The following is a 22,139-nucleotide window of genomic DNA, read 5'->3' as shown; positions in this document are numbered from 1 at the left end:
TTTGCAGGTAAATACCCAGTCATCTGGGTGTTTAGATGTTGTTTTGATATTATTTGTGGCTTTTATGCCCTTTGGACAAGGAAGCTAGCGTGACTCGAATAAATTGGACTGCAATAGCAGTAATAGTGGTTGCAGGTTCTGGATGTGTATCCAATTTAAACTCTGTGCAGAAGCAAGAATATGCCGCTATGGAAGCTGCCAATGTTTTGGTCGAAGAAAAAAGCCCATCATCGGGGGCATGGCTTGGTTTATTGCCGGGTGGTGGTTCTTTTTATTCGCGTGAGCCTGGCATGGGCATTGTTAATTTACTTTGTTGGCCACTGTCGATCTTGTGGGATCCTGTTAATGGTTATGATGGTGCTCAGTTTATTAACTATAACGCCACCAAACAGAGACTGAAGATGAAGAAGCAGGCCGAGTTGGCCGATTTAGAATATAACTATTCTAGCGGGCATCTAAGTAGAAATATTTATTTGCTGGAAAAAAAGAGAATTGAAGATAAATACAATTTTGATAATTACGAGCCTATAGGCTTTTCAAAGCCCAGCTATAAACTGGAAGAAAGTGTAGTGACTCCCGCCCGTAATTCAGTCGATCAGACTGTACCTTCCACGGGGATGACTAAAAGTCAGTGGCAGGAGCATCAACTACAGCAGTTGATGAATGAAAAAGGAGTTTCTTATGAAGAGTACCAAAGACGCTATCGGGCTATAGTCAATCAGTAAGTTATATTAATTGGACTTAAGTATTAGGTTTGAGGTTTGGCCTCTATTTTAAGAGTAAGAGGCCATTTATCTGAATTCAAACTTAATAGGAATAGGGTGTTATTTATTTTTATAGTTGGGATCGCTCAATTATAAAAGTCTTTCTCCTTGAGTGATTTCAGGGCTGCTTTAGTTATTTATAGATATTGGTTAATAAAAAATACTGAATCTGGATCTTAATTTTTGTAAGATTAAATTTATATTTCGCAATGTGTGTTACATATTGATGACAGTTTATAGGCAATTAACTCAGGCAGAGGCTATAGAATCGGCGATGCCCGTTTGGGCTTAACCGGATGGGTATAGCTCTTTGAGAGCCAATGCCCCGTTCCTTGTTAAGGAAACTGTTTATATGGCCCTAATCAGTAACTTAATTTTGGCAATATTTTTTGCCTACTTTTTTGATGCATTAATTTTTTCCACCGGAGTCAGTGCAGAGGTGCGATCAGAGGTGGTTGAAGTTTTAGAATCTATTCCCGATCCCAAGCCTTTGGATATTAAACGGGTGATTGAGATCAACTATGGCTCAATCCATGATTGCCCAATCCGCTCCGCACAAATGCTTTATGAGAGCTCAGAAGGAGAGCATAAAATCTTGGACTATAGGGTCGCCAATTTTACTTGCGGTGGCTAATTATACTTTGAAAACACTCTAACGGTGCTTTAAGGATAACGATAAAATTTTACCGGAAACGAGTAGTAGGCAATAACAACAATAAAGACCCTACTGAAGCTAATAATAGTTTTTACTAAATCTAATTTTAAATGGCACGCAAAGAATCATTCATTACGATTAAGGCTATTTTTATCTAAGTCAGTGCTTGGGGTTTTATCCCTCAATGGCGTACAGTCTACCTTTTACAATTTCAACCTTATCCCCCACTTGGAATACACGGTTGGGAGAGCGAACCCGAATTTCTTCTCCATCTTCCTTCAGTATGATGTAGGCGCGGCGTGCATTACGTCCGGTATCATTTACTGTGTGTGCTGGATCAGCCACAGCATGCTCCGCTGTACCCCCTGCGAACATACCGGCAACAGCGCCCACTACCGCACCAATGGGGCCACCAGAAGCCGCACCCGCCATAACACCAGACAGACCGCCAAAACCCTTACCCACAGCAGCATCGTTAATAGCGGCCTTAACCTCGCCAATGGTTCCCCCCCGTGTAGCTACTACTCGGGTTTCGGGGATAGTCACCGAACGGTCGGCTGCTTGGGTTACACCACTCTCGATGAACAAGGAGAGTGCGATGGCAACGAACTTCTTCACACGCATGTCAAACTTCCTTCTGCACATAGGCCAGCTTGCGATAATTTTCATAAAATGTGACAAATCGCACAAGGCATACAGGGACGCTTTTTGCTGACCCATGCCAATGCAAATGCAGTTTCTATGCCACTGATTTAGCGACAATGATTGACGAGAGCAGTGAGGCTAAATCAGCTATTTGGGCCTGAAACACTTGCGGGGTTTTTGTGCCGTTTTGAGCAGCTTTTGGCTAAGACTGAGCACAGACTGTCCATAATGGTGCAGAGTGTAGCGGGATGTGAAGCAGTCGCAGGGTTGAGTACAGAGGTAACAAGAAGCCTTCAAGGGGCTCACTATCCTTGCTAGCAGAGGTAACAAAACCCATCAATAGGTTTAAGTAGTGTGTTGCACGGGATAAAAATTATAGGGTGAATCAATAAAACTTTATTCACCCTATAATAGTTTTTAGTTAAGTAATAGAGAAAAACTTATTGTTTGTTTTTGATGGCTATTTAATTAGTTATGTCGCTTACTTCACACTTAAAAGCTAAAGCTTTTTATTAGTCCCAGCTCAGTGCCCCACCAGTTTGATATTCTGTGACCCGTGTTTCGAAGAAGTTTTTCTCTTTCTTCAGGTCGAGCATTTCACTCATCCACGGGAAGGGGTTGGTAGCGCCGGGGAACTCTTCCTTCAGGCCGATCTGGTTGAGGCGGCGGTTGGCGATGAACTTGAGGTATTCCTCCATCACCGCGGCGTTCATGCCCAGTACACCGCGCGGCATGGTATCGCGGGCGTATTCGATCTCCAGTTGCGTGCCTTGCAGCAGCATTTGGGTCACTTCGTCCTTCATTTCAGCATCCCACAGGTGCGGGTTTTCGATCTTGATCTGGTTGATCATGTCGATGCCGAAGTTCAGGTGCATGGATTCGTCGCGCAGGATGTATTGGAACTGCTCGGCGGTGCCGCTCATTTTGTTGCGCCGGCCCATGGATAGAATTTGGGTAAAGCCGCAGTAGAAGAAGATACCTTCCAACACGCAGTAGTAGGCGATCAGGTTTTTCAGGAATTGCCGATCGGCCTCTGGTGTTCCAGTGGTGAAGGTGGGGTCAGAGATGGAGCGGGTGTACTTGAGGCCCCAGCTGGCTTTCTTAGCAACGCTTGGAACTTCGTGGTACATGTTGAAGATTTCGCCTTCATCCATGCCCAGCGATTCAATGCAGTATTGGTAGGCGTGGGTGTGGATGGCTTCCTCGAAGGCTTGGCGCAGGATGTACTGGCGGCATTCGGGGTTGGTGATCAGGCGGTACACGGCCAGCACCAAGTTGTTGGCTACCAGTGAGTCGGCGGTGGAGAAGAAGCCGAGGTTACGCTTGACGATGCGGCGCTCGTCTTCGGTTAGGCCATCGGGGCTTTTCCACAGGGCGATGTCGGCGGTCATGTTGACCTCTTGCGGCATCCAGTGGTTGGCGCAGCCGTCGAGGTACTTTTGCCACGCCCAGTCGTACTTGAAGGGTACGAGCTGGTTGAGGTCGGCGCGGCAGTTGATCATGCGCTTTTCGTCCACGCGCACGCGCACCGCAGCCCCTTCCAGTTCCTCAAGACCTTCTTCGACGTCCAGCGCATCCAGCGCGGCTTTGGCGCGGGCGAGGGCCTCGGAGTCTCCGGCGTTGACGACGCGGGCATTGTGGGCCGCTGCATCACCGGCGTTGTCGAGTTTTTCGAGGCTGTCGAGGTCAGGCTCTTGAACTACGGGTTTGGCCGCTTGGGCGCGGGCAGGAGTTTCTTCGGGTTGGTCAAATTCGTCCCAGCTCAGCATGGGGGGCTCCTTTCAGTCGCAGCTTTTAGCGTCAAGCGTCAAGCTGCAAGCCATAATCGAAATTTTAGAAGTCAGCGGCCAGCGTGTTGCTTGAGGCTAGCCGCTGAAGGCTGCTGTTATTGGCAAGCCTCGCAGTCGGGGTTGTCGATGCTGCATGCCTGCGGAACCGGCGCCGGTTGGGGCGCAGCCAAGCTCTCATCAATCACGGAGGACACGGCATTCAACGCGCCGGTGGTGATGGTGGACTTCTCGGCGCTGGTGGCGGCCAAGGCACGGAGGTAGTAGGTGGTTTTCAGGCCGCGATACCACGCCATGCGGTAGGTCACGTCCAGCTTCTTGCCACTGGCTCCGGCAATGTAGAGGTTGAGGGACTGAGACTGGTCAATCCACTTCTGACGGCGGCTGGCGGCTTCGACAATCCACTTGGTTTCTACTTCGAAGGCGGTGGCGTAGAGGTCTTTCAAGTCCTGTGGAATGCGCTCGATTTTCTGCAAAGAACCATCGTAGTACTTGAGGTCGTTGACCATCACTTCGTCCCACAGACCACGGGCTTTGAGGTCGTGTACCAAGTAGGGGTTGATGACGGTGAATTCGCCGGACAGGTTCGACTTCACGTAGAGGTTTTGGTAGGTCGGCTCGATGGATTGCGACACGCCCACGATGTTGGAAATGGTCGCCGTCGGCGCAATCGCCATGATGTTGGAGTTACGCACGCCGCGTTGCACCCGAGCGCGCACCGGAGCCCAATCCAGCGTGGTGCTGCGATCCACTTCGATGTACTTGTGGCCACGGGCTTCGGTCAGAATGTCCAGCGAATCCAAAGGCAGCACGCCTTTCGACCACAGAGAGCCTTCGAAGGTGCTGTAGGTGCCACGTTCGTCCGCCAGATCGCAGGAGGCTTGGATGGCGAAGTAACTCAGGGCTTCCATGGATTGGTCAGCAAAGCGCACGGCTGCTTCGGAGCTGTAGGGGGTTTTCAGCAGATAGAGGGCATCTTGGAAGCCCATCACGCCCAAGCCCACCGGACGGTGCTTGAGGTTGGAATTGCGCGCTTGGGGCACCGAGTAGTAGTTGATCTCGATGACGTTATCCAGCATCCGCACGGCGGTTTTGACGGTGCGCTCCAGCTTGGCCATATCCAATTGGCCGTCTTTGATGTGCTGCACCAAGTTCACTGAACCGAGGTTACACACCGCGATTTCGTCGGCGCTGGTGTTCAGGGTAATTTCGGTATTTTTGGTGATCATGCCGTTGACCGTCCAAGCGTGGGTATCGGAGTCCACGGTTAGGCAGTAGGCATCTTCGTTGGGCAGCTCGGTCAGATCAGTAAAGGTGGCGTAGAGCTTCTGGCTGTAGCCTTCTTTTTGCAGATTACGCAGGTACTGAGCCGCTGCTGGAGAGGTTTTATTGGCCGCCAACTGGGTGATGTCTTCAGCAATCTGACAGCCCTTGATGGAGGTGATCAGCAGCCGGTACAGCGGTTTGCTCCAGTATTCTTTAGTGCTGCCTTTGCCATCGGGCATGGCTTTTAACTCGTGGCTGCGCATCTGATTGATGCTGCTTTTAACCCCAAAGTTAGCCCAGAGGATTTGCAGTTCCTGAATAAACTCCAGCGAAGTAGAGGCCAGCGCTAGGGTAGTTACTTCATCAGAGCTGACCACATTGCCATCGGCCTGATACAGCCCGCGCAGATAAGCGGCGACGGTGTCACGATCACCGCGCCAAACCAGCTCGGGAACCTGTAGCTTGTTATCCGGGGTGAACTGATGCTCTGCTAGTAAGCGTGACAGCGGGGCGGAACTGAGGCGGGCACGGCCTAGGGCTTCGCTGATGGCAAAGCTGGGCGTATTGGTGGAGGTAGTGCGCAGTAGGGTATTACCTTCCAGCAGGCTGTGAACACACTGTTCGATAGCGGGCAGATGTTCAAAGTCATTGGCCCAAACGTCGATATAGGCCGCGCCTTTTTCTTTGTCGAAGGTACCGTCTCCGGCAATTAAGCCCATCAGGTAGCTGAGGTCAGGATTGTGTTCTGTACCCCATAGACCTTCCAACTGTTGAATCAGCAGCTTATCGCCTGCCTTGAGGTCTTGAGCCTCAACCCAACCCACATCCTTGACCCAGACTTTGTGATCGGGCGTGACTTTATGGCTGTAGCCTTCATGGGTATTGATGCGCACCATCGGCGCGTTGGGGCGCGGCAGTAGCATTTCCGAGGCGGAATACACCCCATCTAACCCCACTACCTTGTTTTGGCCGCCGAGCTTGTAAAGTTCGCCGATGGTCAGCAGACCGCGATCGGTAACTACGCGCTGATCAGCAGCAATGCAGCACAGGTTGGAGCTGTGTACCACGCCGACATGCTGCTGCGGGCTGCGCAGGTTGCACGGGTCTTTGAAGGTCAGCCACGGGTGGCCAGTTTCAAACAGCATGGAGAGCATTTTGCGCCACAGGTCTTTGGCGGGCAGAGTCTTGAACAGCTTGATCTTGCCGTACTGGGTCAGGGCTTCGTAATACTCGTAACGCTCCTCAAAGGCTCGGCCAGTCAGGTCGTGCAGATCGGGGACTTCGGAGGGGGAGAACAGCGTCCACTGGCCATCGTCAAACACCCGTTTCATAAACAGGTCAGGAATCCAGTTGGCGGTGTTCATGTCGTGGGTACGGCGGCGCTCATCGCCCGTATTCTTGCGCAGGTCAAGAAATTCCTCGATATCCATGTGCCAGGATTCCAAGTAAGCGCAAACAGCTCCGCGCCTTTTTCCGCCTTGATTCACCGCTACCGCCGTGTCGTTCACCACTTTCAGGAAGGGCACTACGCCTTGGCTCTTACCGTTGGTGCCCTTGATGTGGGAGCCCATGGCGCGCACAGGTGTCCAGTCATTGCCCAAGCCGCCTGCGTATTTAGACAGCATGGCGTTGTCATGGATCGCGCCATAAATACCGGACAGATCATCCGGCACGGTGGTCAGGTAGCAGGAGGAGAGCTGCGGGCGCAGGGTTCCGGCGTTGAACAGCGTCGGGGTGCTGGCCATGTAATCAAAGCTGGACAGCAGGTGGTAAAACTCAATGGCGCGTTGGTTCTTCTGGGGCTCATTTAGGCTCAGGCCCATAGCCACGCGCATGAAGAAGATTTGCGGCAACTCAAAGCGCACGCCGTCTTTATGGATGAAGTAACGATCGTACAGGGTTTGCAGGCCCAGATAGTTAAATTGTTGATCGCGGGTATGGTCTAACGCAGCCCCTAAAGCATTGAGGTCAAAGGTGCGTAACTCTGGGCTGAGCAGCTCGTGCTTAATACCGGCTTCGATATACAGCGGTAAGGCACGGCTGTAGAGTTCGGCCATATCGTGGTAGGTGGCGCTTTCGGCCAGTCCCAGAAAGCTTAACGCCTCGGCGCGCAGGCTATCGGTCAATAGGCGTGCTGTGACCAGACTGTAATTAGGCTCGCGTTCTACTAGGGTGCGGGCGGTCATCACCAGAGCGGTGGTTACGTCTTTTTCGGCCACGCCGTCGTAGAGGTTTTTTAGGGTTTCGCGTTCGATCAGCGCCCCGTCCACTTCCTCTAAACCTTCGCAAGCTTCGCGAGTCAGGGTTTGCAGGCGGCCCATGTCCAAGGCTACCAGTGTGCCATCGGCTTTGGTCACGCGAAGGCTGGGGTGAGGTTGAGCTACCGATCCTGCGGCTTCACGCTGTTTACGCTCTTGGGCCCGGCCTTCGCGGTAGATGACGTAGCTGCGGGCTACTTTGTGTTCTCCGGCGCGCATTAGGGCTAGCTCTACTTGGTCTTGGATTTCTTCGATATGGATGGTGCCGCCCGAAGGTAAGCGGCGTTTGAATACCGCCGACACCTGAGTGGTTAGCTCCTGTACACGGTCATGGATGCGCGATGAGGTGGCGGCTGAGCTACCCTCCACAGCCAGAAAGGCTTTGCTGATGGCCAGACTGATTTTGTCATCACTGTAGCCCACAACGGTGCCGTTGCGTTTGATAACGTGCAGTTGGCCGGGTGTGAGGGCGTTGAGCTCTTCAGGGCTGGCTTGGGTCTCGCGGGCAATTTCGTGTGACATGAGGTGTGTCAGTCCTTATGCGGTCTGGGTCGTAAGAGGTGGGTGAATGAAAAAGCAAAGAGCTAGTACCCACTAGATGTAGAGGGTATCTCAGGATACGGTGACGGTCTTAACCCTTAGGGATTCGCTGTCGCCCCCTAAGGGTGGGCGTGGAAAAGGGGAGAAAAGTGCAGCTTGAGGGGCTTGACAAAAATTGATGGATCACGTTTGCCTCCCACAATATCTAGTGCTGCTTTCTGTAAGGAGGCACAAAATAAACGGCATCCCCCGGAAAATCAATTGGCAAAATTTGTGGATTTGGGTGACTAAATGTCTCTATCCCTTGTGGGTAAAGGCCTGCGCCTTCAGTCGTCTTAGGGATGAAAAAAAGGTTTTGCGCTCAGGGTCACAAATCCTAAATATTGTGGTATGAGCATCTGATTTAGGGCGGAGGAATGGCTACCCATGTGACCACATAATCCTCAAAAACCCAGTAATGCCCTTGAAGATAACGGCCTTTAGGCCACTCCTCGGATAAGTCTGTGAGCAGGCGTAGGGCAATGGGTTGTCTCTGGGGCTGGTAGAGGCACTGCGCATCCTGAAAATAAAAGTGGCGTTGAGTGAGAGGATACAAGGCCTTAAATAAACTTTCTTTTAGGGAAAAGCTTAGGGTTAGCTGCAAAGCCCGTTGAGGAGCTGGTCGTAATTGATACTGAGCGAGTTCCTGCGGAGTTAATATTTCTGAGGCTAAATAATCGGCTCGTTCTGAGCTTAGGTGCTGCTCAATATCTAGGCCTAATCCATGCCAATATTGCTGCTCGGCAACGATGGCGGCGGCTCGGTTGTGGCCGTGGCTGATGGAGCCAACCAGACCTTTGGGCCATTGGGGGGCACGATCTTCTGCACTGCCGGGTACACAGCCTTGGCCAGTCAGTTGCTGAATGGCTTGGTAGGCACAAAAACGCCCGGCAAAAAACTCCGCTTTGCGCTTAGCCACCCCCCTAGGAATGGGAATATTCCAGCGCTCAAAATCTTGGGTGCTCGGCTCTACGGAATCGAATTTCAATTTATACAGACTGAGCCGGGGGAGTGCGTCGGTAATGGGCCAATGTTCTGCGAGGGGCCAAAATCCATTAGGGGGAGTCCCGTCTAGCTTAGGCATGCTGAGGCGTTACCTCTAGTAGTAAACGCTCAATGGCGGCATCCAGTTCATCTAAGGCCGCTTCGCTGGCTGGATGCTGCTGATTAAGGAGTGTCTCACAGCGGTAACAGGCTTGGCGTAGTTGTGGAACACCGCAATATTGGGTCGCACCGTGCAGATGGTGTACCTGTTGGATAAGGGCTTCTTGATTACCGCTGTACCGCGCCTGCTGAATGGCTTGGCGCTCCTTGGGTAAGGATGTGAGCAACATGCTGAGCATTTCTTGGGCTAACTCCGTTTTGCCAGCAGCCCTTCTCAAGCCTTCTTCTGGGTCGAGTACGGCAAAGCGGGGCTCGGGGAGTAATAAGGTGTTAGCGGTAGCCGTTGCTTGCGGATTTAAGGCACGTCCTGTCCACTTTAAGACGGTTTTTGCCAATTGCTGTTCGTTAATGGGTTTGGTGAGGTAATCATCTAAACCTTTTTGCAGGAGCGTGCGTTTTTCACTGGTTAACGCGTGGGCGGTAAGGGCTACAATGGGTAGCGGTGGGGTATCGCGAGTATTTTCCCATTGACGAATAGCCAGTGTGGTTTGGCGGCCATCCATAACTGGCATCTGTATGTCCATAAACACCAGGTCAAAATGCTGGCGTTGGATGGCTTCTAAAGCGGCTGCTCCGCTGCTCACGGCACAGACTTCTGCGCCCATGTCATGTAAGAAGGTTTCTATCAACCGTAGATTACTTGGGTTGTCATCCACGCACAGAATCCGAGGTGTCTGTGCATTTAAAGGTTCTGTGGGGGCAGGCTTAGGAGCAGATCCTTGGGTCAGCTCAATCAGCAGTTGCCGTAGTTTGCTGGTGCGTACTGGCTTGGTTAAGGCGTGAACATTGGGTGTATCCAGCAGTGGACTTTGGCTGTTGTGCTCACAGATTAAGATGCAGTGATAATTGTGCTGCTCTAAATACTGGGCTAACTCAGGCCACTGGCTGTATGCGGAAGCGGCCTGCTGATCTAGGAGCAGTATGGGCATGGATTGGGCCGCATCAGGATGGTCTTGTAGGTGCTGATGCAGGGTCGATATCTGTTCAAAAATCAGCGTGTGTAAACCTAGGTCTTCTAATTGATGGATGAGGGCTTGCCGGGTAATGCTATAGGGCTCCACCAAAGCCACACGGATGTTTGAGTGGCTAAGGGGGATGCGTAAGTTTTGATGTTTGTGGACTTTGGGCAAGCTAATACTGATTGAAAAGCAGGAGCCTACCTCCAGTTGGCTGTCTACATGAATTTTACCTTTCATCTGCTCAATCAGATGTTTAGAAATCGCCAGCCCTAACCCAGTACCACCCGATTGGCGCGACAAAGAGTTATCCGTCTGGCAAAAAGCTTGAAACAGTTGGGTTATGTCCTGCTGGGTTAAGCCAACGCCAGTGTCTTGCACGCTGATACAAAGTTGAGCCTGATGCTCGGTTTCATCCTCTAGGAGGGCGCGTACTACCACGCTGCCTTTATCCGTGAATTTAATCGCATTATTGACCAAGTTAGTGAGCACTTGGCGTAAGCGGGCCGCATCACCGACTAGCTGTGTGGGGGTATCGTGGTAGATCAGGCAGGCTAATTCTAAGTGTTTGTCGTGGGCTGAGGGCGCTAGGCTGTTGAGGGTTTCCTCAATCAAATCCCGTAGATCAAAGGGCGCGGGTTCTAGGATCAGTTTGCCTGCTTCGATTCGGGAAAAATCCAAAATTTCATTAATGATGGCCATCAGGTTTTTAGCTGAGATTTCGATGGCATTGAGCTGATCTTGTTGACGTGCATTGAGTTGGTTTTTTTGTAATAAGGTGGTGAACCCCAAAATGCTGTTCAGCGGGGTGCGGATTTCGTGGCTGATGTTGGCGAGAAATTCGGATTTAATGCGGCTGGCTTTTTCGGCTTCTTTGCGCGCCAGATCCAACTCGATATTTTGGATTTCGATGGTTTCCATGTTTTGTTGGATGTCTTCCATGGTCTGCTCAATGTTTTGTTGCAGATCCTCATGGGCTTTGAGCAAAGCCTCGGCCATGCTGTTGACTCCCTCGGCCAGCTCATTGAGTTCCGAGCTGCCTAAAGGAGGAAGGCGCGTTTCCAAGTGACCTTCACGAATTCGAGCAATGGCCTGTGTGATTTGGTTGAGAGGGCGGCATAGGTTTGTACTCAGGTGTAACGCCAGCAAAGCCGTCACGATTAAGATAAATCCTATAATTCCCAAGGACACCAGTAGGTTGCGGTGTAAGCCTAGTAAAGGCGCTTGGTTTGAAAGCTCCAACTCTAACCAGCCTAACAGGCGTGTTTCATCCCCAAGGCGCTGTTCAAGGCTATATAGATGGCGGCTAAGTACAGGCATCAGCAGGCGGGTGGTAGTTTGGCCTTGTACATAGGTGATCGACAAAGGATCACTAGGCGGCGATGAGGTCAGCATACTTGGCCCTGCATGGGCACGCAGGCTGCGGTCGGGGCTGAGCGCGGTTAAGGTGCGTACATCGGCTTGATTGAGTGCTTGGTTGAGAACCCGTTGTAAGCTTTGTTCTTGACCTTGACTGAGCAGTGGAGCCGCCAAAACGGCTAGCTGTTCTGCCAGTAACTGACCACGTTCTTCCAGTTGTTGCTGCATATCCACAAACTGAAGGCGTGTGTAGTGGATGCCTAGGCTAAGTGCCAGTAACAAGCTGGGGGCTAAGGTCAAGATAAGTAAGTGGCTACGGATTCCTAAAGTATTCAACACAGGAGGTAAGCCTTCGCTAATGATGAAGAAAATAACTTTTCCAGTGTAGCGACTCCAATCCCTTTAGGTATCGGTATGAAGCAATAAATTAGCTATTTGGCATGCTCCCCAGAAGAGGCTTTGCGCTCTCGATTCCCAGCAAACGAGCGGCTTCTTCTACGAGGTAATCAATCAACAATCGGACGCGTGCTACCTTAGCGCGTTCCGGCCCGATCAGCATGTTGAACGACATTGGGGTGAGCGAATAGCTAGGCAGCAGCGGCTGTAATTCACCGCTTGCCAGCAGGTCATCGAGCTGTCGGCGAGTGTCTACAAGAGGCGGTGTTGCTAAATCCTTGCGACGGTTTTTCGACATGCTCGGAAGCTAGAAAGCAAAAACCCCTGAAAACTTGTTAGTAATCAGGGGTTTATATATTCGATCTGGCGGTGAGGGAGGGATTCGAACCCTCGATACGATTTCTCGTATACACACTTTCCAGGCGTGCTCCTTCAACCGCTCGGACACCTCACCAGAGTCTCAAAAGCCTCATCAGCTTTGAGGCGCGCTAATCTAGCCTAAGCTTTTGAAAAAAGCAAAAACTTTTTAGCTTTTTTCCTCCAAACCAGAGCATCTCCATTTCTTCATTAAGTACAGATAATTTGTAGGGAACTGCACCAGTAACCTATTTCCAAGAGTACACTTTGCGCTCCATCCCTATTTAGGGTGGATTGGATATTCACACGCTGCTTTCAGGAGAACCTGATGTCTGCTTCCCATCTCCCGGTAGAACGGGCCGATTTTGACCAAGTGATGGTTCCTACCTTTGCACCTGCCGCCTTTATTCCGGTGCGAGGCCAAGGCTCTCGCGTCTGGGATCAGAGCGGGCGCGAGCTGGTGGATTTTGCAGGCGGTATTGCAGTCAACGTGCTGGGGCATGCCCATCCTGCTTTGGTGGAGGCTCTGACCGAGCAAGCCCAACAACTGTGGCATATCTCCAACATCTTCACTAATGAGCCGGTGCTGCGTTTGGCGAAAAAGCTGGTGGCAGCCACCTTTGCCGACCGTGCCTTCTTCTGTAACTCCGGGGCTGAGGCCAACGAAGCCGCCTTTAAGCTGGCCCGCCGTTATGCCCATGATCGGCATGGCCCGGAGAAGTGCGAGATCATCGCCGCGCTGAACAGCTTCCACGGTCGGACGTTATTTACCGTGACCGTGGCCGGGCAGCCCAAGTATTCCGACGGTTTTGGGCCAAAAATCCAAGGCATCACCCATGTCCCCTACAACGATCTGGAGGCGCTAAAAGCCGCCATTTCCGATAAAACCTGCGCGGTGGTGTTAGAGCCGATTCAGGGGGAGGGCGGTGTGCTCCCAGCGGAGCAAGCTTACCTAGAAGGAGCCCGCGAACTCTGCTCGGCCCATGACGCTCTGTTGATTTTCGACGAAGTGCAATGCGGTATGGGTCGTACCGGCTCCCTGTATGCCTATATGGATTACGGGGTAACGCCGGATATCCTCACCAACGCCAAAGGCTTGGGCGGTGGTTTCCCCATCGGTGTGATGTTGACGACTAATGCGGTGGCCAAATACTTCAGTGTGGGGGTTCACGGTACTACCTACGGCGGCAACCCGCTGGCCAGTGCTGTAGCTGAGCGCGTATTGGACATCGTCAACACACCTGAAGTATTGGGTGGTGTAAAATCCCGCCATGAGCAATTCAAAGCACGATTGCTGGAAATTGGCCAGCATTACGGCATCTTTACTGAAGTACGGGGCGCAGGCTTACTAATAGGCTGTGTGCTGGCCGAGGCTTGGAAAGGTAAAGCCAAGGACTTTTTCGATGCTTCGGAAAAAGAAGCCCTGATGATTTTGCAAGCGGGGCCGGACGTTTTGCGTTTCACGCCCAGCCTGATTATCAGTGAAGCTGATATTGATGAAGGCTTGAGCCGCTTTGAGCGTGCCGTTGCCCGCGTGGTGAAGGCTTAATATTCCGCAAACAGGAGTCTCGATGATGAGCGATGCGTTGCAGATTATTCTGGAAGAGGCCGAAGGGCAGGAGAAAACCTTAGGCTGCCAGCGCCTAGCCGTGATTTGGCAAGGCCGTGAGCTCTGGATTCAACCCGGTGATGACGGCCAGTTGTTGATCGGTGTGGATGATGAGGAAGGGGATGTTGAATACGCCAATCTGCTGATTCGCCCGCTGGCGGTGAATTTGGTCAGTTTGGAGTTAGAAATGGAGCCCCATGCTGACGAAGAGCACAGTGTTTATCAAGAAGAACACTGCTGCCAAGACCACGATCACCATCATTAACAAGCTACAAACCTGCACTCCAAGGGGCGGGGTGCAGGTTGTCTGGCTTACTGACTCAACCCGAATACCTTCAAGATAAAGGCGTACTCCAACGCCACATCATGCAGTGCTTGATAGCGTCCGCTGAGGCCGCCATGTCCGGCGGCGAATTCGGTTTTTAACAGCAGCAGGTTTTGGTCTCTACGTTGGGCGCGTAATTTCGCTACCCATTTGGCTGCCTCCCAATATTGCACCCGCGTGTCATGATAACCGGCTACCGCTAACAGCGCGGGATAGGCTTGGGTGCGCACGTTTTCGTAGGGGGCGTAGCTTTTCAGGCGTTCATAAACTTCGGATTGATTGGGGTCGCCCCATTCATCGTATTCCGTCACGGTTAAGGGCAATTCGGGGTTGAGCATGGTGTTGAGTACGTCCACGAAGGGCACTTCGGCGATGGCGGCGGCAAACAGCTCAGGCCGTTGGTTGAGCACCGCGCCGATCAACAGTCCGCCCGCACTGCCCCCACTGATGGCGAGCTGATTATGGTCGGTATAGCCCTCGGCAATCAGGTGTTCGGCGCAGGTGATAAAGTCAGCGAAGGTGTTGGTTTTGTGCTCCAACTTTCCAGCGCGATACCACGCCTCGCCCAGTTCACCGCCGCCGCGTACATGGGCAATGGCAAACACAAAACCACGCTCCAGTAACGACAGCCGTGCATGGGAGAACCAAGGATCAAGGCTGTGTCCGTAGGCACCGTATCCGTACAGATACAGCGGCGCTGGTTGGCCCAGCGTATCGCGGCGGGCGACTAAGCTGATGGGAATCTGGGTGCCGTCCCCAGCGGTGGCCCACAGGCGTTGGCTGATGTAGTCATCGGCTGTGAAGGAGCCTTCGACCGGCGTTTCCTTCAGAATCTGCTGCTGGCCGTTAGCCAGAGTCAGTTGCCGAATTTGGGCTGGACGGTTCAAAGATTCGTAGCGCAGCCGAATCACCGGGCTGTGAAATTCCAGCGTGTCCTGCACTTCCAGACTGTAAACCTCATCCGGCAGGCTGACGCGGTAGGGCGCACTCTGGGCGGGATGGACTTCAATCAGGCTCAGAGCGTTGTGGCGCAGGCTGAGGGTCAGGGCGCTGGCGTTCAGGCTCACGCCTTCCAGCATCACCTCTGGATCCTGGGGGATGAGGGATTTCCAGTGGGTGCGCTCGGGTTGCTCTTCAGCGCTGTAGTAAAGGGCGAAGTTGATGCCGTCTTGGTTGGTACGAATCAGCCAAGCGGCTTGGTCTTGGTACTGGCCGTGGTCGGGGAAGTATTCGTGGCCTTCCTCACGCGGAGCCACGCAGCGCCACGTACCTTCGGGTTGATCCGCTGCCAGCACCCAAGCCTCACTGGTGGTTTTGCTGTGGCTGAGGATGATCAGTTGTTGCTCGGAGCTGCTCAGGTGGCAGCCGACAAAATAGCGGCCATCGGCTTCGTGAAAAACCTCAGTGCTGCCCGATTCGCCGAGCTTATGGCGCTGGATGCGGTGTGGGCGGTGGGTTTCGTCCAGTTCGCCGAAGAACAGGGTTTGGCTGTCGCTGGCCCAGACTAGACTGCCGTCGCAATCCTCAAACGGAAGTTCGTGCAAAGCATTGTTGCTGAGGTCTTTGACGTACAGCCGGTACATCTCATCGCCCTGTGTGTCTAGGCTGTAGGCCAGTTTTTGATGGTCGGGGCTGATACTGAAGGCACCAATAGACAGAAAGCCATCCCCGGCCAGCGCATTAGGGTCAAGCAAGAGTTGTTCTTGCGCCTCATCGACCTTAAGGCTGTTGTCCGTAGGACGTGGGCAGCGGTAGTGGCGCGGGTACTCATCGCCCGCCGTGGTGCGTTTGTAGTACAGGTACGGCCCCCAGGGTACCGGCAACGACAGGTCGGTTTCACGAATGCGGCCTTTGATCTCTTGGAACAGCTGTTCGCGCAGCGGCGCTTGGTCTTGAAGCTGGGCTTCGAGGTAAGCGTTTTCCGCCTCCAGATAGGCTAAGACTTCAGGGGCATCGCGTTGTTCTAGCCAGCGGTAGGGATCTTGGCCCGGCTCAATGCGGGCGATGGGGGCAGGGGACATGGCAAAGACTCCGGCGTTTAGGGCTTGAGGCGGAAAGGGTTAAAGTGGGTATCGCGGTCGTAATAATCTTCCTGTTCCTGACGTTTGAGGAAGGCCACCACGCGGTACGTGACGGGGGTCATCAGCACTTCCCACGCGGTTTTGAGTGCATATTGGGCGATGATGACCTTAATCAACTGCTCCTGCGGCCAGATTCCGCCAAAGGCAATGACGTAAAACAGCCCCGAATCCACCAGCTCACCGCACAGAGTCGAGCCGATGGTGCGCATCCACAGATGGCGGCCTTGCATCCAGACCTTCATCCGCGCCATCACATAGCTGTTGACGAAGCTGCCGCACCAAAAGGCAATCACCGATCCGGCCACAATGCGCGGGGTGTTGCCAAAAACTCCTTCTAAATGGCTTTGGTAAGCGCTGTTAAAAGCATCTGCTGGCGGCGGTAATCCCACCACCACGGCGGACATCACTGCGGCAAACACCAGTGCCCCAAAACCGGCCCAAATTACCCGTCGGTCGCGGCCATAGCCGTAGACCTCGGTCAGCACATCGCCAAACAGGTACGAGATGGGGAAGAACAACACCCCAGCGGCAAAGGTGACACTGCCTATTAAGGGTAGATTGATTTCCGTGACCTTGGCCGCGCCGATCAGGTTGGCGCACAGCAGCACGCAGACAAAGGCAGCCATCACAAAATCATAGTAGCGGTAGGAGCGGGCGCTGGGCATGGCCGGAATCCTTGGCAGAAATAATCGGCATTATGCCTGCGCATAGGCAAGGATGGGGATTTGTCCCTAAGATGTCTGTTTTGCCGGATTGCCAAGGGAGCCGATGCATCCATGCCCAGTTTAAACCTGCAAATTCTGATCGCCGCCATTACGGGATTAGTGTTGGGTGCTTTGTTAAGCCTAGTACCGGCGGAATCCGAGCTACGCCAAGGCGTGCTTTATGGAAGCTCATTAGTCAGTGGCCTGTTTATAGGGCTGCTGAAAATGGTATTGATGCCGCTGATTTTTACTTCAATTGTGGTGGGTGTCGCTAATTTGCAGGCCCATCATCAAGCGAATCGGGTGTGGAAGATCACCCTGATTTTTTTCGCCCTCAGCAGCAGCTTGGCCATGTTAGAGGCGTTGCTGGTATCCAACCTGTTTAAACCCGGTGCCGGTTTGTCTTTAGAGCTATTTGCCGATGCAACGCAAGGGTTTCAGGCTAAGCAGCTTAGTTTGTCCGAGTTTTTCACCCACTTTGTGAGCGGTATTTTTCAAAATCCCTTTGCGGCTTTGGCCAATAACAGCGTATTGCCCGTGGTGGTATTCGCCTTACTGCTTGGCGTTGCTCTGGTGGTTGGAGGTGAGCGTCATCAGTATATTTTAAAGGTGCTGCAAGATTTTTTAGAGTTAGTGATGCGCATGGTGGGTTGGATTATGCGTTTGGCTCCCTTGGGTATTTTGGCTTTGCTGGTGCAGTTGGTGGCTGAACAAAACCTAGCGCTGTTAAACGCGGTACTGGGATTTGTAATTCTGATTTTTGCTACCACTCTGTTCCACGGCATAGTGGTGTTACCCGGATTGCTGTATTTGAGCACAGGACGCTCTCCCTTGTGGTTTTGGCGCGGTGCGCGGGCCGCATTGATTACTGCTTTTGCTACCAGCTCCAGTTCCGCGACTTTGCCCATCACTCTAGGCTGTGCCGAGCAACTACAGGTACGCCAAGAGGTGTCTGGCTTTGTGGTGCCCCTAGGCGCAACCATGAATATGGACGGCACCGCCCTGTACGAGGCTGCCGCCGCGCTCTTTGTGGCTAATTTGGTGGGAATAGATTTAAGTCTGTCTCAACAGTTGGTGGTGTTCTTTACCGCTATGATTGCTTCTATCGGTGCGCCGGGAATTCCCAGTGCGGGGATGGTGACTATGGTGATGGTGCTACAAGCGGTGGGCTTACCAGCAGAGGCGATTGCCATTTTGCTGCCTATTGATCGGGTGCTGGATACGGTGCGCACAGCAGTGAATGTACAAGGGGATTTGGTGGGGAGTGTGATTGTGCAGCGATGGGCGGATAAAAGCTAAAGCGGTGCTTTAGATCTGTTCAAAGGATGCCGAACAGAGATTGTTGGATTGAAATTGACATCCTCCCCGCCCTAAAGGACGGGGATTCCCACTGCTGGACGGCCATGCCCGACCGCAAGCATGTTTTGAGCCGCGTTGATATCGCGGTCGTGCCTGACACCACAGGCACTGCATGTCCATTCTCTTATTCCAAGCCCTGCGATACCTTTCGGCCTTGAATCGGGCAATGCGCCACAATTTGAGCAGGTTTGGGTGGTGTACGCCTCATTCACTGCTTTAAAAACAATGCCTGCGCCCGCGCACTTGTATTCCAGCATTGTTTTGAGCAGGCCCCATCCCGCATCCAGTACGGATTTGGCCATCTTGGTTTGAGTGAGTGAGGAAGATTTCACATTACCAACGTAGATTGCACCGGCACGGTTCACCAGTTGCCGCGTGAATTTGTGTAGTGCATCTTTACGTCGGTTGGCGATTTTGGCGTGGATCGCTTTCACGCGTTTTTTATTTTTGGCGCGTTGGGCAATGGCTAGTTTGGGCTCTAATTCACGATAGAAACGGCCTGCTTCCAATTTTGTACCATCGGAACAGGTAGCCGTATCTTTTAAGCCCAGATCAATGCCGATCTTGTCCTGACCCGCTGGAACAATAGCCTCTACTTCAACCACTACATTGAAATACCAGCGGCCTCGGGCATCTTCGTTAAAGCTGCTGGAGCGGAACTGATACTGGCTCAAGCCATAGGAGTCCCAAACCTTGAAGTAATGGCCGTTGTGGTAAACCTGACCATTCTTCCAGCTGGCTGCGCCGGTATTGATGGGTATCCAACCCAGTGAGCGGCGCACTCCACCCGACTTGCGCCAGTTCAGGCGTGACTTTTTAAACTGCTTACGGCGCGTGACGTATTCGCGGGCGATTTCTTGCAAAGTTTGAGAGTGCAGCCCCAATTCTTTGTTCGCGCCCTTGGTGTAAGGATGCAGGTCAAAGGCAGACAAAAACCGGCCACGCTCCCGAATGGATCGAGTGCTGAGTTCGTTCAGATAGTTCCAGACACAGTTCACACTCCGAGCCATCTGTTGCAGGAGCGCAGCATGCTTATCTCGAACCCGAACTTTGAGGGTCTTGGTCTGTTTCATAAGTCACTGCTAACTGAATTAAGGCCACTTTAGAGAGGCTATGCCCTCCCGCGCTATCCGTCCCTGCACTAAAGTAAGGGGTTTTTCGCGCAAAATTGATAAAATAATAGCCCACGGACTGGCGCGACGACATACCCTGTCGCGGGGAGCCTTTATGATGGTATTCGCTGGTTGAAGCCATCCTGAAGTTACAAGGAATTGTTTTCCCCTATGTCCAAAGCTGCCCATGATCCCTTGGTATTTCGCCTGTGTCAGATATTGGTCAAGTTGAACCAAGGGGAAGAGCTAGATGCCAAATCACTGGCCGAAGAGTTCAATATCAGTATCCGCACAGCCCAGCGTGATTTAAGCGAGCGTTTTGGCTATCTGCCGTTAGAGAAAAATGGTACTCGCTACCGCCTTGATCCGGCCTGCTTGGGCAAAATCGGTTTGAAAGACATTGAGCGTTTTGCCAGTTTAGCTGGGGTGCGAGGTTTATTTCCTTCCCTATCCAATGACTTTTTGCGCGATATTTTTGATAACCGCATTCAGTCGGCTCTGTTGATTAAAGGTCAACATTACGAAAGTTTAGAGGGACGTGAAGAGCTATTCCGCCGATTAGAGCGCGCCATTGTTAAGCGATGCTGTGTGAGTTTTGTGTTCTGCAAAACTGAAAGCCGTAAAAAGCATTACCAGAATGTAGAACCTTATAAAATGGTAAACCACAGAGGTGTTTGGTATTTAGCCGCACGCGATGCCGGACAGCTTAAAACCTTTGGTTTTAGCCATATTGAACAGGTACAGGTTTTAGAGCAAGGCTTTGACTTTGATCCTACCGTAGAGAAGATTTTAATTGAGGAAGATGGAATTTGGTTGGGTAAAGATAAAGTCAAAGTGATGATTCAGGTGGATAAAGAGGCTGCCATACACTTTAAACGCCGCAAGCTGATTAATAATCAGGTGATTGAGAAAGAGCTGGAAGAGGGTGGATTAATTATTTCTGCACTGATTGGGCATACTAAGCAAGTATTGCCTATTGTGCGATATTGGATACCCCATTTAAGAATCATAAGCCCTGAAGATATTAGATCAGAGCTAGAGCTGGGGTTAGCAGCTTATTTGGATAAATAGGATTTAAATTATGGGTGTTCAGTATATTGAGGCGCGTCACTCAATCATTGCGTGGCGAAATCGTTGGCTGAATGAAGTGGATAAGCGTATAGCGGATAAGCTCTATATGCTGAATCTGAATTTAAATACTGAAATTGATAATTTTTCAGTAAAGGATATTGTTTTTACTGATAGTTTTGTTGAGAAAACATTAGACCCCATTATCTTAAAATGGAAGCTTGATAGACTTAACTCTATAGTTTTAGAGGCTGAAAAGGATTTAGCCAGTAAGTCTAAAAAATCTGTTGTAGCTAATTTGGTTGATAATAATTTAGCCGATCAACCACTGATGGATAAAGTATTGGATCTCGCTGGTGCTACAGCTTCTACAAGTGTAGCCATTGCTGCGGTTCCTGTTACAGCAAGTCTTTCCGTAGTATCTGCGGGTGGGATTGCAGGTCTTTTTGGTGCTACCACCATTGCTGCACCCATAGTATTAGCAGGTGTTGTTGTAGTCACTGCTGCTGGGTTTTTAGCGCGTAATAGGATTGCTAATGTAAAGTCTAGCCAGCAACAACGATTAAAAGAAACTACTAATTCAAGAGTATATGCAGATATTATTTTTAATAAAGGTGGAACGGCCTTACGACAGGTTTTGAGAAAAGCTATTGAGCAAACGGCGGAGGGTGTCTTAAAGGAGTTGAAGTATAAGGAATTAAGCCATGCTGCATAATATACCTTTCTCCATTCCTGAGCAATTTGCCAGTGGTTTAACGGATGGCAGTATTGTTCGTATTGGAACCTTACTCAAGGATGCGGAAACTGGAAAGATTCTTGCTCATGTTCAAGAATCTGGATTAGGCCAAGCTTTAAGCTTGCCTTTTTCTCCATTTAGTTTTGATCCTGTTGGTTTGGCCCAAAATCTACAATTAAAACAAATGATGGAGCATCTAGCTTTATTGCAGTACACCAATATAGGCATTGCTGCGGTAAGCCTAGGTGTGAGTGTTATTGGATTTATTCATCTACATAAGAAGATAAAGGGATTAGAGTCTTCTATAGAAACTTTATCCAAGAAAATGGATAAGCATTTTCAGGAACTTTATGAGCGTGAAATGCGTAGAAGGTTTGTAGATATTCATGCGTTATTCGGGCAGCTTGAGCAACTTCAGCATTTTTCAAGTTTAGACTATAAACGAACACGTAGCGTTGATATTGAAAGCGGTCTTTGCTTTTCCAGTGAGTTCTTGTGTGGCGAAATAGCCCATCACTGGGATCAGGATAAATTCGATTTGAACTGGTTTAATACATTAGTATCCTGTTTGCTTGTTTGTGATTCATCCCGTATTCAATGCTTATTGATGTCCGATGAAATGTCAGCGGCTAAACATACCTCAGCTAAAATTGCTGAAACCTATTGTGATTTATTTGATGCGATGGGGCCGGTAAAGCTCAGTAATAAAATACTGGCCAATACGGATGAAAAATCGCTCATTGATTATAAAAAAATAGAGTGGGATGCGAGTAAGGTAACTGAAGGTCTTAGTGAAGTTACTAACAGCTCATTAACCAAAGTATTGCTGATTGAGCATCTGATAGATAAAAGCATTAGTGGAAATCAATTTATTTCTGAAATGAATGCTAATACAAAGCATCCGATAATTTTGTTGGAAGCTTAGATTTAGTTATCTAAGATGGGTATCTTTAAATGAT

At 51.0% G+C, this 22,139-nt stretch carries 17 protein-coding genes and 1 tRNA gene; 8 read left to right on the top strand and 10 right to left on the bottom strand.

Translation table 11 applies throughout. From position 1 onward, the window contains the following. The first annotated feature begins 89 nt into the window (after positions 1-89). The gene (locus LX59_RS15800; protein WP_246118639.1) at positions 90-725 is read left to right on the top strand and encodes a hypothetical protein; all 636 of its coding nucleotides are present in this window, start codon (positions 90-92) and stop codon (positions 723-725) included. 391 nt (positions 726-1,116) lie between these two features. Further along, positions 1,117-1,398 (top strand): DUF2790 domain-containing protein, encoded by a 282-nt coding sequence (locus tag LX59_RS00195; RefSeq protein ID WP_144569836.1) that lies wholly within the window; start codon positions 1,117-1,119, stop codon positions 1,396-1,398. A gap of 195 nt (positions 1,399-1,593) precedes the next feature. On the opposite strand, the gene LX59_RS00190 is transcribed toward LX59_RS00195, so the two are convergent. From LX59_RS00190 to LX59_RS00160, 7 genes are all read right to left on the bottom strand, one after another. Next, entirely contained in the window at positions 1,594-2,043 is a 450-nt protein-coding gene (locus LX59_RS00190) for a hypothetical protein (protein WP_144569835.1), read from the bottom strand. A gap of 533 nt (positions 2,044-2,576) precedes the next feature. Further along, positions 2,577-3,833 carry a ribonucleotide-diphosphate reductase subunit beta gene (locus tag LX59_RS00185; RefSeq protein WP_144569834.1) on the bottom strand — a complete coding sequence of 419 codons (1,257 nt, stop codon included), beginning with the start codon at positions 3,831-3,833 and terminating at the stop codon, positions 2,577-2,579. 116 nt (positions 3,834-3,949) lie between these two features. Next, positions 3,950-7,897: a ribonucleoside-diphosphate reductase subunit alpha gene (locus LX59_RS00180; RefSeq protein ID WP_144569833.1), complete on the bottom strand. Its 3,948-nt coding sequence runs from the start codon at positions 7,895-7,897 to the stop codon at positions 3,950-3,952. A 421-nt stretch (positions 7,898-8,318) separates the two neighbouring features. Further along, complete coding sequence (locus tag LX59_RS00175; RefSeq protein WP_144569832.1) at positions 8,319-9,038, bottom strand: 4'-phosphopantetheinyl transferase family protein; 720 nt, start codon at positions 9,036-9,038, stop codon at positions 8,319-8,321. Continuing rightward, positions 9,031-11,772, bottom strand: coding sequence for a response regulator (locus LX59_RS00170; RefSeq protein ID WP_144569831.1), 2,742 nt, complete (start codon positions 11,770-11,772; stop codon positions 9,031-9,033). The genes LX59_RS00175 and LX59_RS00170 overlap by 8 nt, the downstream gene beginning before the upstream one ends. 88 nt (positions 11,773-11,860) lie before the next feature. Continuing rightward, on the bottom strand, positions 11,861-12,127 hold the full coding sequence (locus LX59_RS00165) for a type 2 periplasmic-binding domain-containing protein (RefSeq protein ID WP_144569830.1): 267 nt from the start codon (positions 12,125-12,127) through the stop codon (positions 11,861-11,863). Between the two features lie 66 nt (positions 12,128-12,193). Then, positions 12,194-12,283, bottom strand: a tRNA-Ser gene (locus tag LX59_RS00160). A gap of 231 nt (positions 12,284-12,514) precedes the next feature. Between LX59_RS00160 and LX59_RS00155 the strand changes: the two genes are divergently transcribed. Beyond that, complete coding sequence (locus LX59_RS00155; protein ID WP_144569829.1) at positions 12,515-13,735, top strand: aspartate aminotransferase family protein; 1,221 nt, start codon at positions 12,515-12,517, stop codon at positions 13,733-13,735. Positions 13,736-13,760: 25 nt separating this feature from the next. Further along, positions 13,761-14,060: a topoisomerase II gene (locus tag LX59_RS00150; RefSeq protein WP_144569828.1), complete on the top strand. Its 300-nt coding sequence runs from the start codon at positions 13,761-13,763 to the stop codon at positions 14,058-14,060. Between the two features lie 47 nt (positions 14,061-14,107). Here LX59_RS00150 and LX59_RS00145 read toward each other — a convergent pair whose 3' ends face one another. Both LX59_RS00145 and LX59_RS00140 read right to left on the bottom strand, forming a co-directional pair. Next, on the bottom strand, positions 14,108-16,141 hold the full coding sequence (locus LX59_RS00145) for a S9 family peptidase (RefSeq protein ID WP_144569827.1): 2,034 nt from the start codon (positions 16,139-16,141) through the stop codon (positions 14,108-14,110). A 17-nt stretch (positions 16,142-16,158) separates the two neighbouring features. Next, on the bottom strand, positions 16,159-16,866 hold the full coding sequence (locus LX59_RS00140) for a queuosine precursor transporter (RefSeq protein WP_144569826.1): 708 nt from the start codon (positions 16,864-16,866) through the stop codon (positions 16,159-16,161). A gap of 111 nt (positions 16,867-16,977) precedes the next feature. Between LX59_RS00140 and LX59_RS00135 the strand changes: the two genes are divergently transcribed. Beyond that, entirely contained in the window at positions 16,978-18,204 is a 1,227-nt protein-coding gene (locus LX59_RS00135) for a dicarboxylate/amino acid:cation symporter (protein ID WP_144570219.1), read from the top strand. A 71-nt stretch (positions 18,205-18,275) separates the two neighbouring features. Here LX59_RS00135 and LX59_RS00130 read toward each other — a convergent pair whose 3' ends face one another. Further along, entirely contained in the window at positions 18,276-19,337 is a 1,062-nt protein-coding gene (locus LX59_RS00130; protein ID WP_144569825.1) for an RNA-guided endonuclease InsQ/TnpB family protein, read from the bottom strand. Positions 19,338-19,547: 210 nt separating this feature from the next. Here LX59_RS00130 and LX59_RS00125 point away from each other — a divergent pair, with 210 nt between their 5' ends. From LX59_RS00125 to LX59_RS00115, 3 genes are read left to right on the top strand one after another with little or no spacing between them, the layout of a single operon-like run. Continuing rightward, a complete protein-coding gene (locus LX59_RS00125; RefSeq protein ID WP_144569824.1) occupies positions 19,548-20,447 on the top strand; it encodes a helix-turn-helix transcriptional regulator in 900 nt (299 codons plus the stop codon). Positions 20,448-20,457: 10 nt separating this feature from the next. Then, positions 20,458-21,159, top strand: coding sequence for a hypothetical protein (locus LX59_RS00120; protein ID WP_144569823.1), 702 nt, complete (start codon positions 20,458-20,460; stop codon positions 21,157-21,159). Continuing rightward, positions 21,149-22,105, top strand: a complete 957-nt coding sequence (locus tag LX59_RS00115) for a hypothetical protein (RefSeq protein WP_144569822.1) — start codon at positions 21,149-21,151, stop codon at positions 22,103-22,105. The genes LX59_RS00120 and LX59_RS00115 overlap by 11 nt, the downstream gene beginning before the upstream one ends. The last annotated feature ends 34 nt before the right edge of the window (positions 22,106-22,139 follow it).

The organism is Azomonas agilis, assembly GCF_007830255.1.
GTDB lineage: Bacteria > Pseudomonadota > Gammaproteobacteria > Pseudomonadales > Pseudomonadaceae > Azomonas > Azomonas agilis.
Note: the sequence above shows the minus strand (reverse complement) of the source record. Positions and strands in the feature narration are given on the sequence as shown.

Excerpts from the sequence above, each read along its gene's own strand:
- LX59_RS00195 (WP_144569836.1), top strand. The coding sequence starts at position 1,117 with ATGGCCCTAATCAGTAACTTAATTTTGGCAATATTTTTTGCCTACTTT.
- LX59_RS00190 (WP_144569835.1), bottom strand. The coding sequence starts at position 2,043 with ATGCGTGTGAAGAAGTTCGTTGCCATCGCACTCTCCTTGTTCATCGAG.
- LX59_RS00185 (WP_144569834.1), bottom strand. The coding sequence starts at position 3,833 with ATGCTGAGCTGGGACGAATTTGACCAACCCGAAGAAACTCCTGCCCGC.
- LX59_RS00180 (WP_144569833.1), bottom strand. The coding sequence starts at position 7,897 with ATGTCACACGAAATTGCCCGCGAGACCCAAGCCAGCCCTGAAGAGCTC.
- LX59_RS00175 (WP_144569832.1), bottom strand. The coding sequence starts at position 9,038 with ATGCCTAAGCTAGACGGGACTCCCCCTAATGGATTTTGGCCCCTCGCA.
- LX59_RS00165 (WP_144569830.1), bottom strand. The coding sequence starts at position 12,127 with ATGTCGAAAAACCGTCGCAAGGATTTAGCAACACCGCCTCTTGTAGAC.
- LX59_RS00155 (WP_144569829.1), top strand. The coding sequence starts at position 12,515 with ATGTCTGCTTCCCATCTCCCGGTAGAACGGGCCGATTTTGACCAAGTG.
- LX59_RS00150 (WP_144569828.1), top strand. The coding sequence starts at position 13,761 with ATGAGCGATGCGTTGCAGATTATTCTGGAAGAGGCCGAAGGGCAGGAG.
- LX59_RS00145 (WP_144569827.1), bottom strand. The coding sequence starts at position 16,141 with ATGTCCCCTGCCCCCATCGCCCGCATTGAGCCGGGCCAAGATCCCTAC.
- LX59_RS00140 (WP_144569826.1), bottom strand. The coding sequence starts at position 16,866 with ATGCCCAGCGCCCGCTCCTACCGCTACTATGATTTTGTGATGGCTGCC.
- LX59_RS00135 (WP_144570219.1), top strand. The coding sequence starts at position 16,978 with ATGCCCAGTTTAAACCTGCAAATTCTGATCGCCGCCATTACGGGATTA.
- LX59_RS00130 (WP_144569825.1), bottom strand. The coding sequence starts at position 19,337 with ATGAAACAGACCAAGACCCTCAAAGTTCGGGTTCGAGATAAGCATGCT.
- LX59_RS00125 (WP_144569824.1), top strand. The coding sequence starts at position 19,548 with ATGTCCAAAGCTGCCCATGATCCCTTGGTATTTCGCCTGTGTCAGATA.
- LX59_RS00120 (WP_144569823.1), top strand. The coding sequence starts at position 20,458 with ATGGGTGTTCAGTATATTGAGGCGCGTCACTCAATCATTGCGTGGCGA.
- LX59_RS00115 (WP_144569822.1), top strand. The coding sequence starts at position 21,149 with ATGCTGCATAATATACCTTTCTCCATTCCTGAGCAATTTGCCAGTGGT.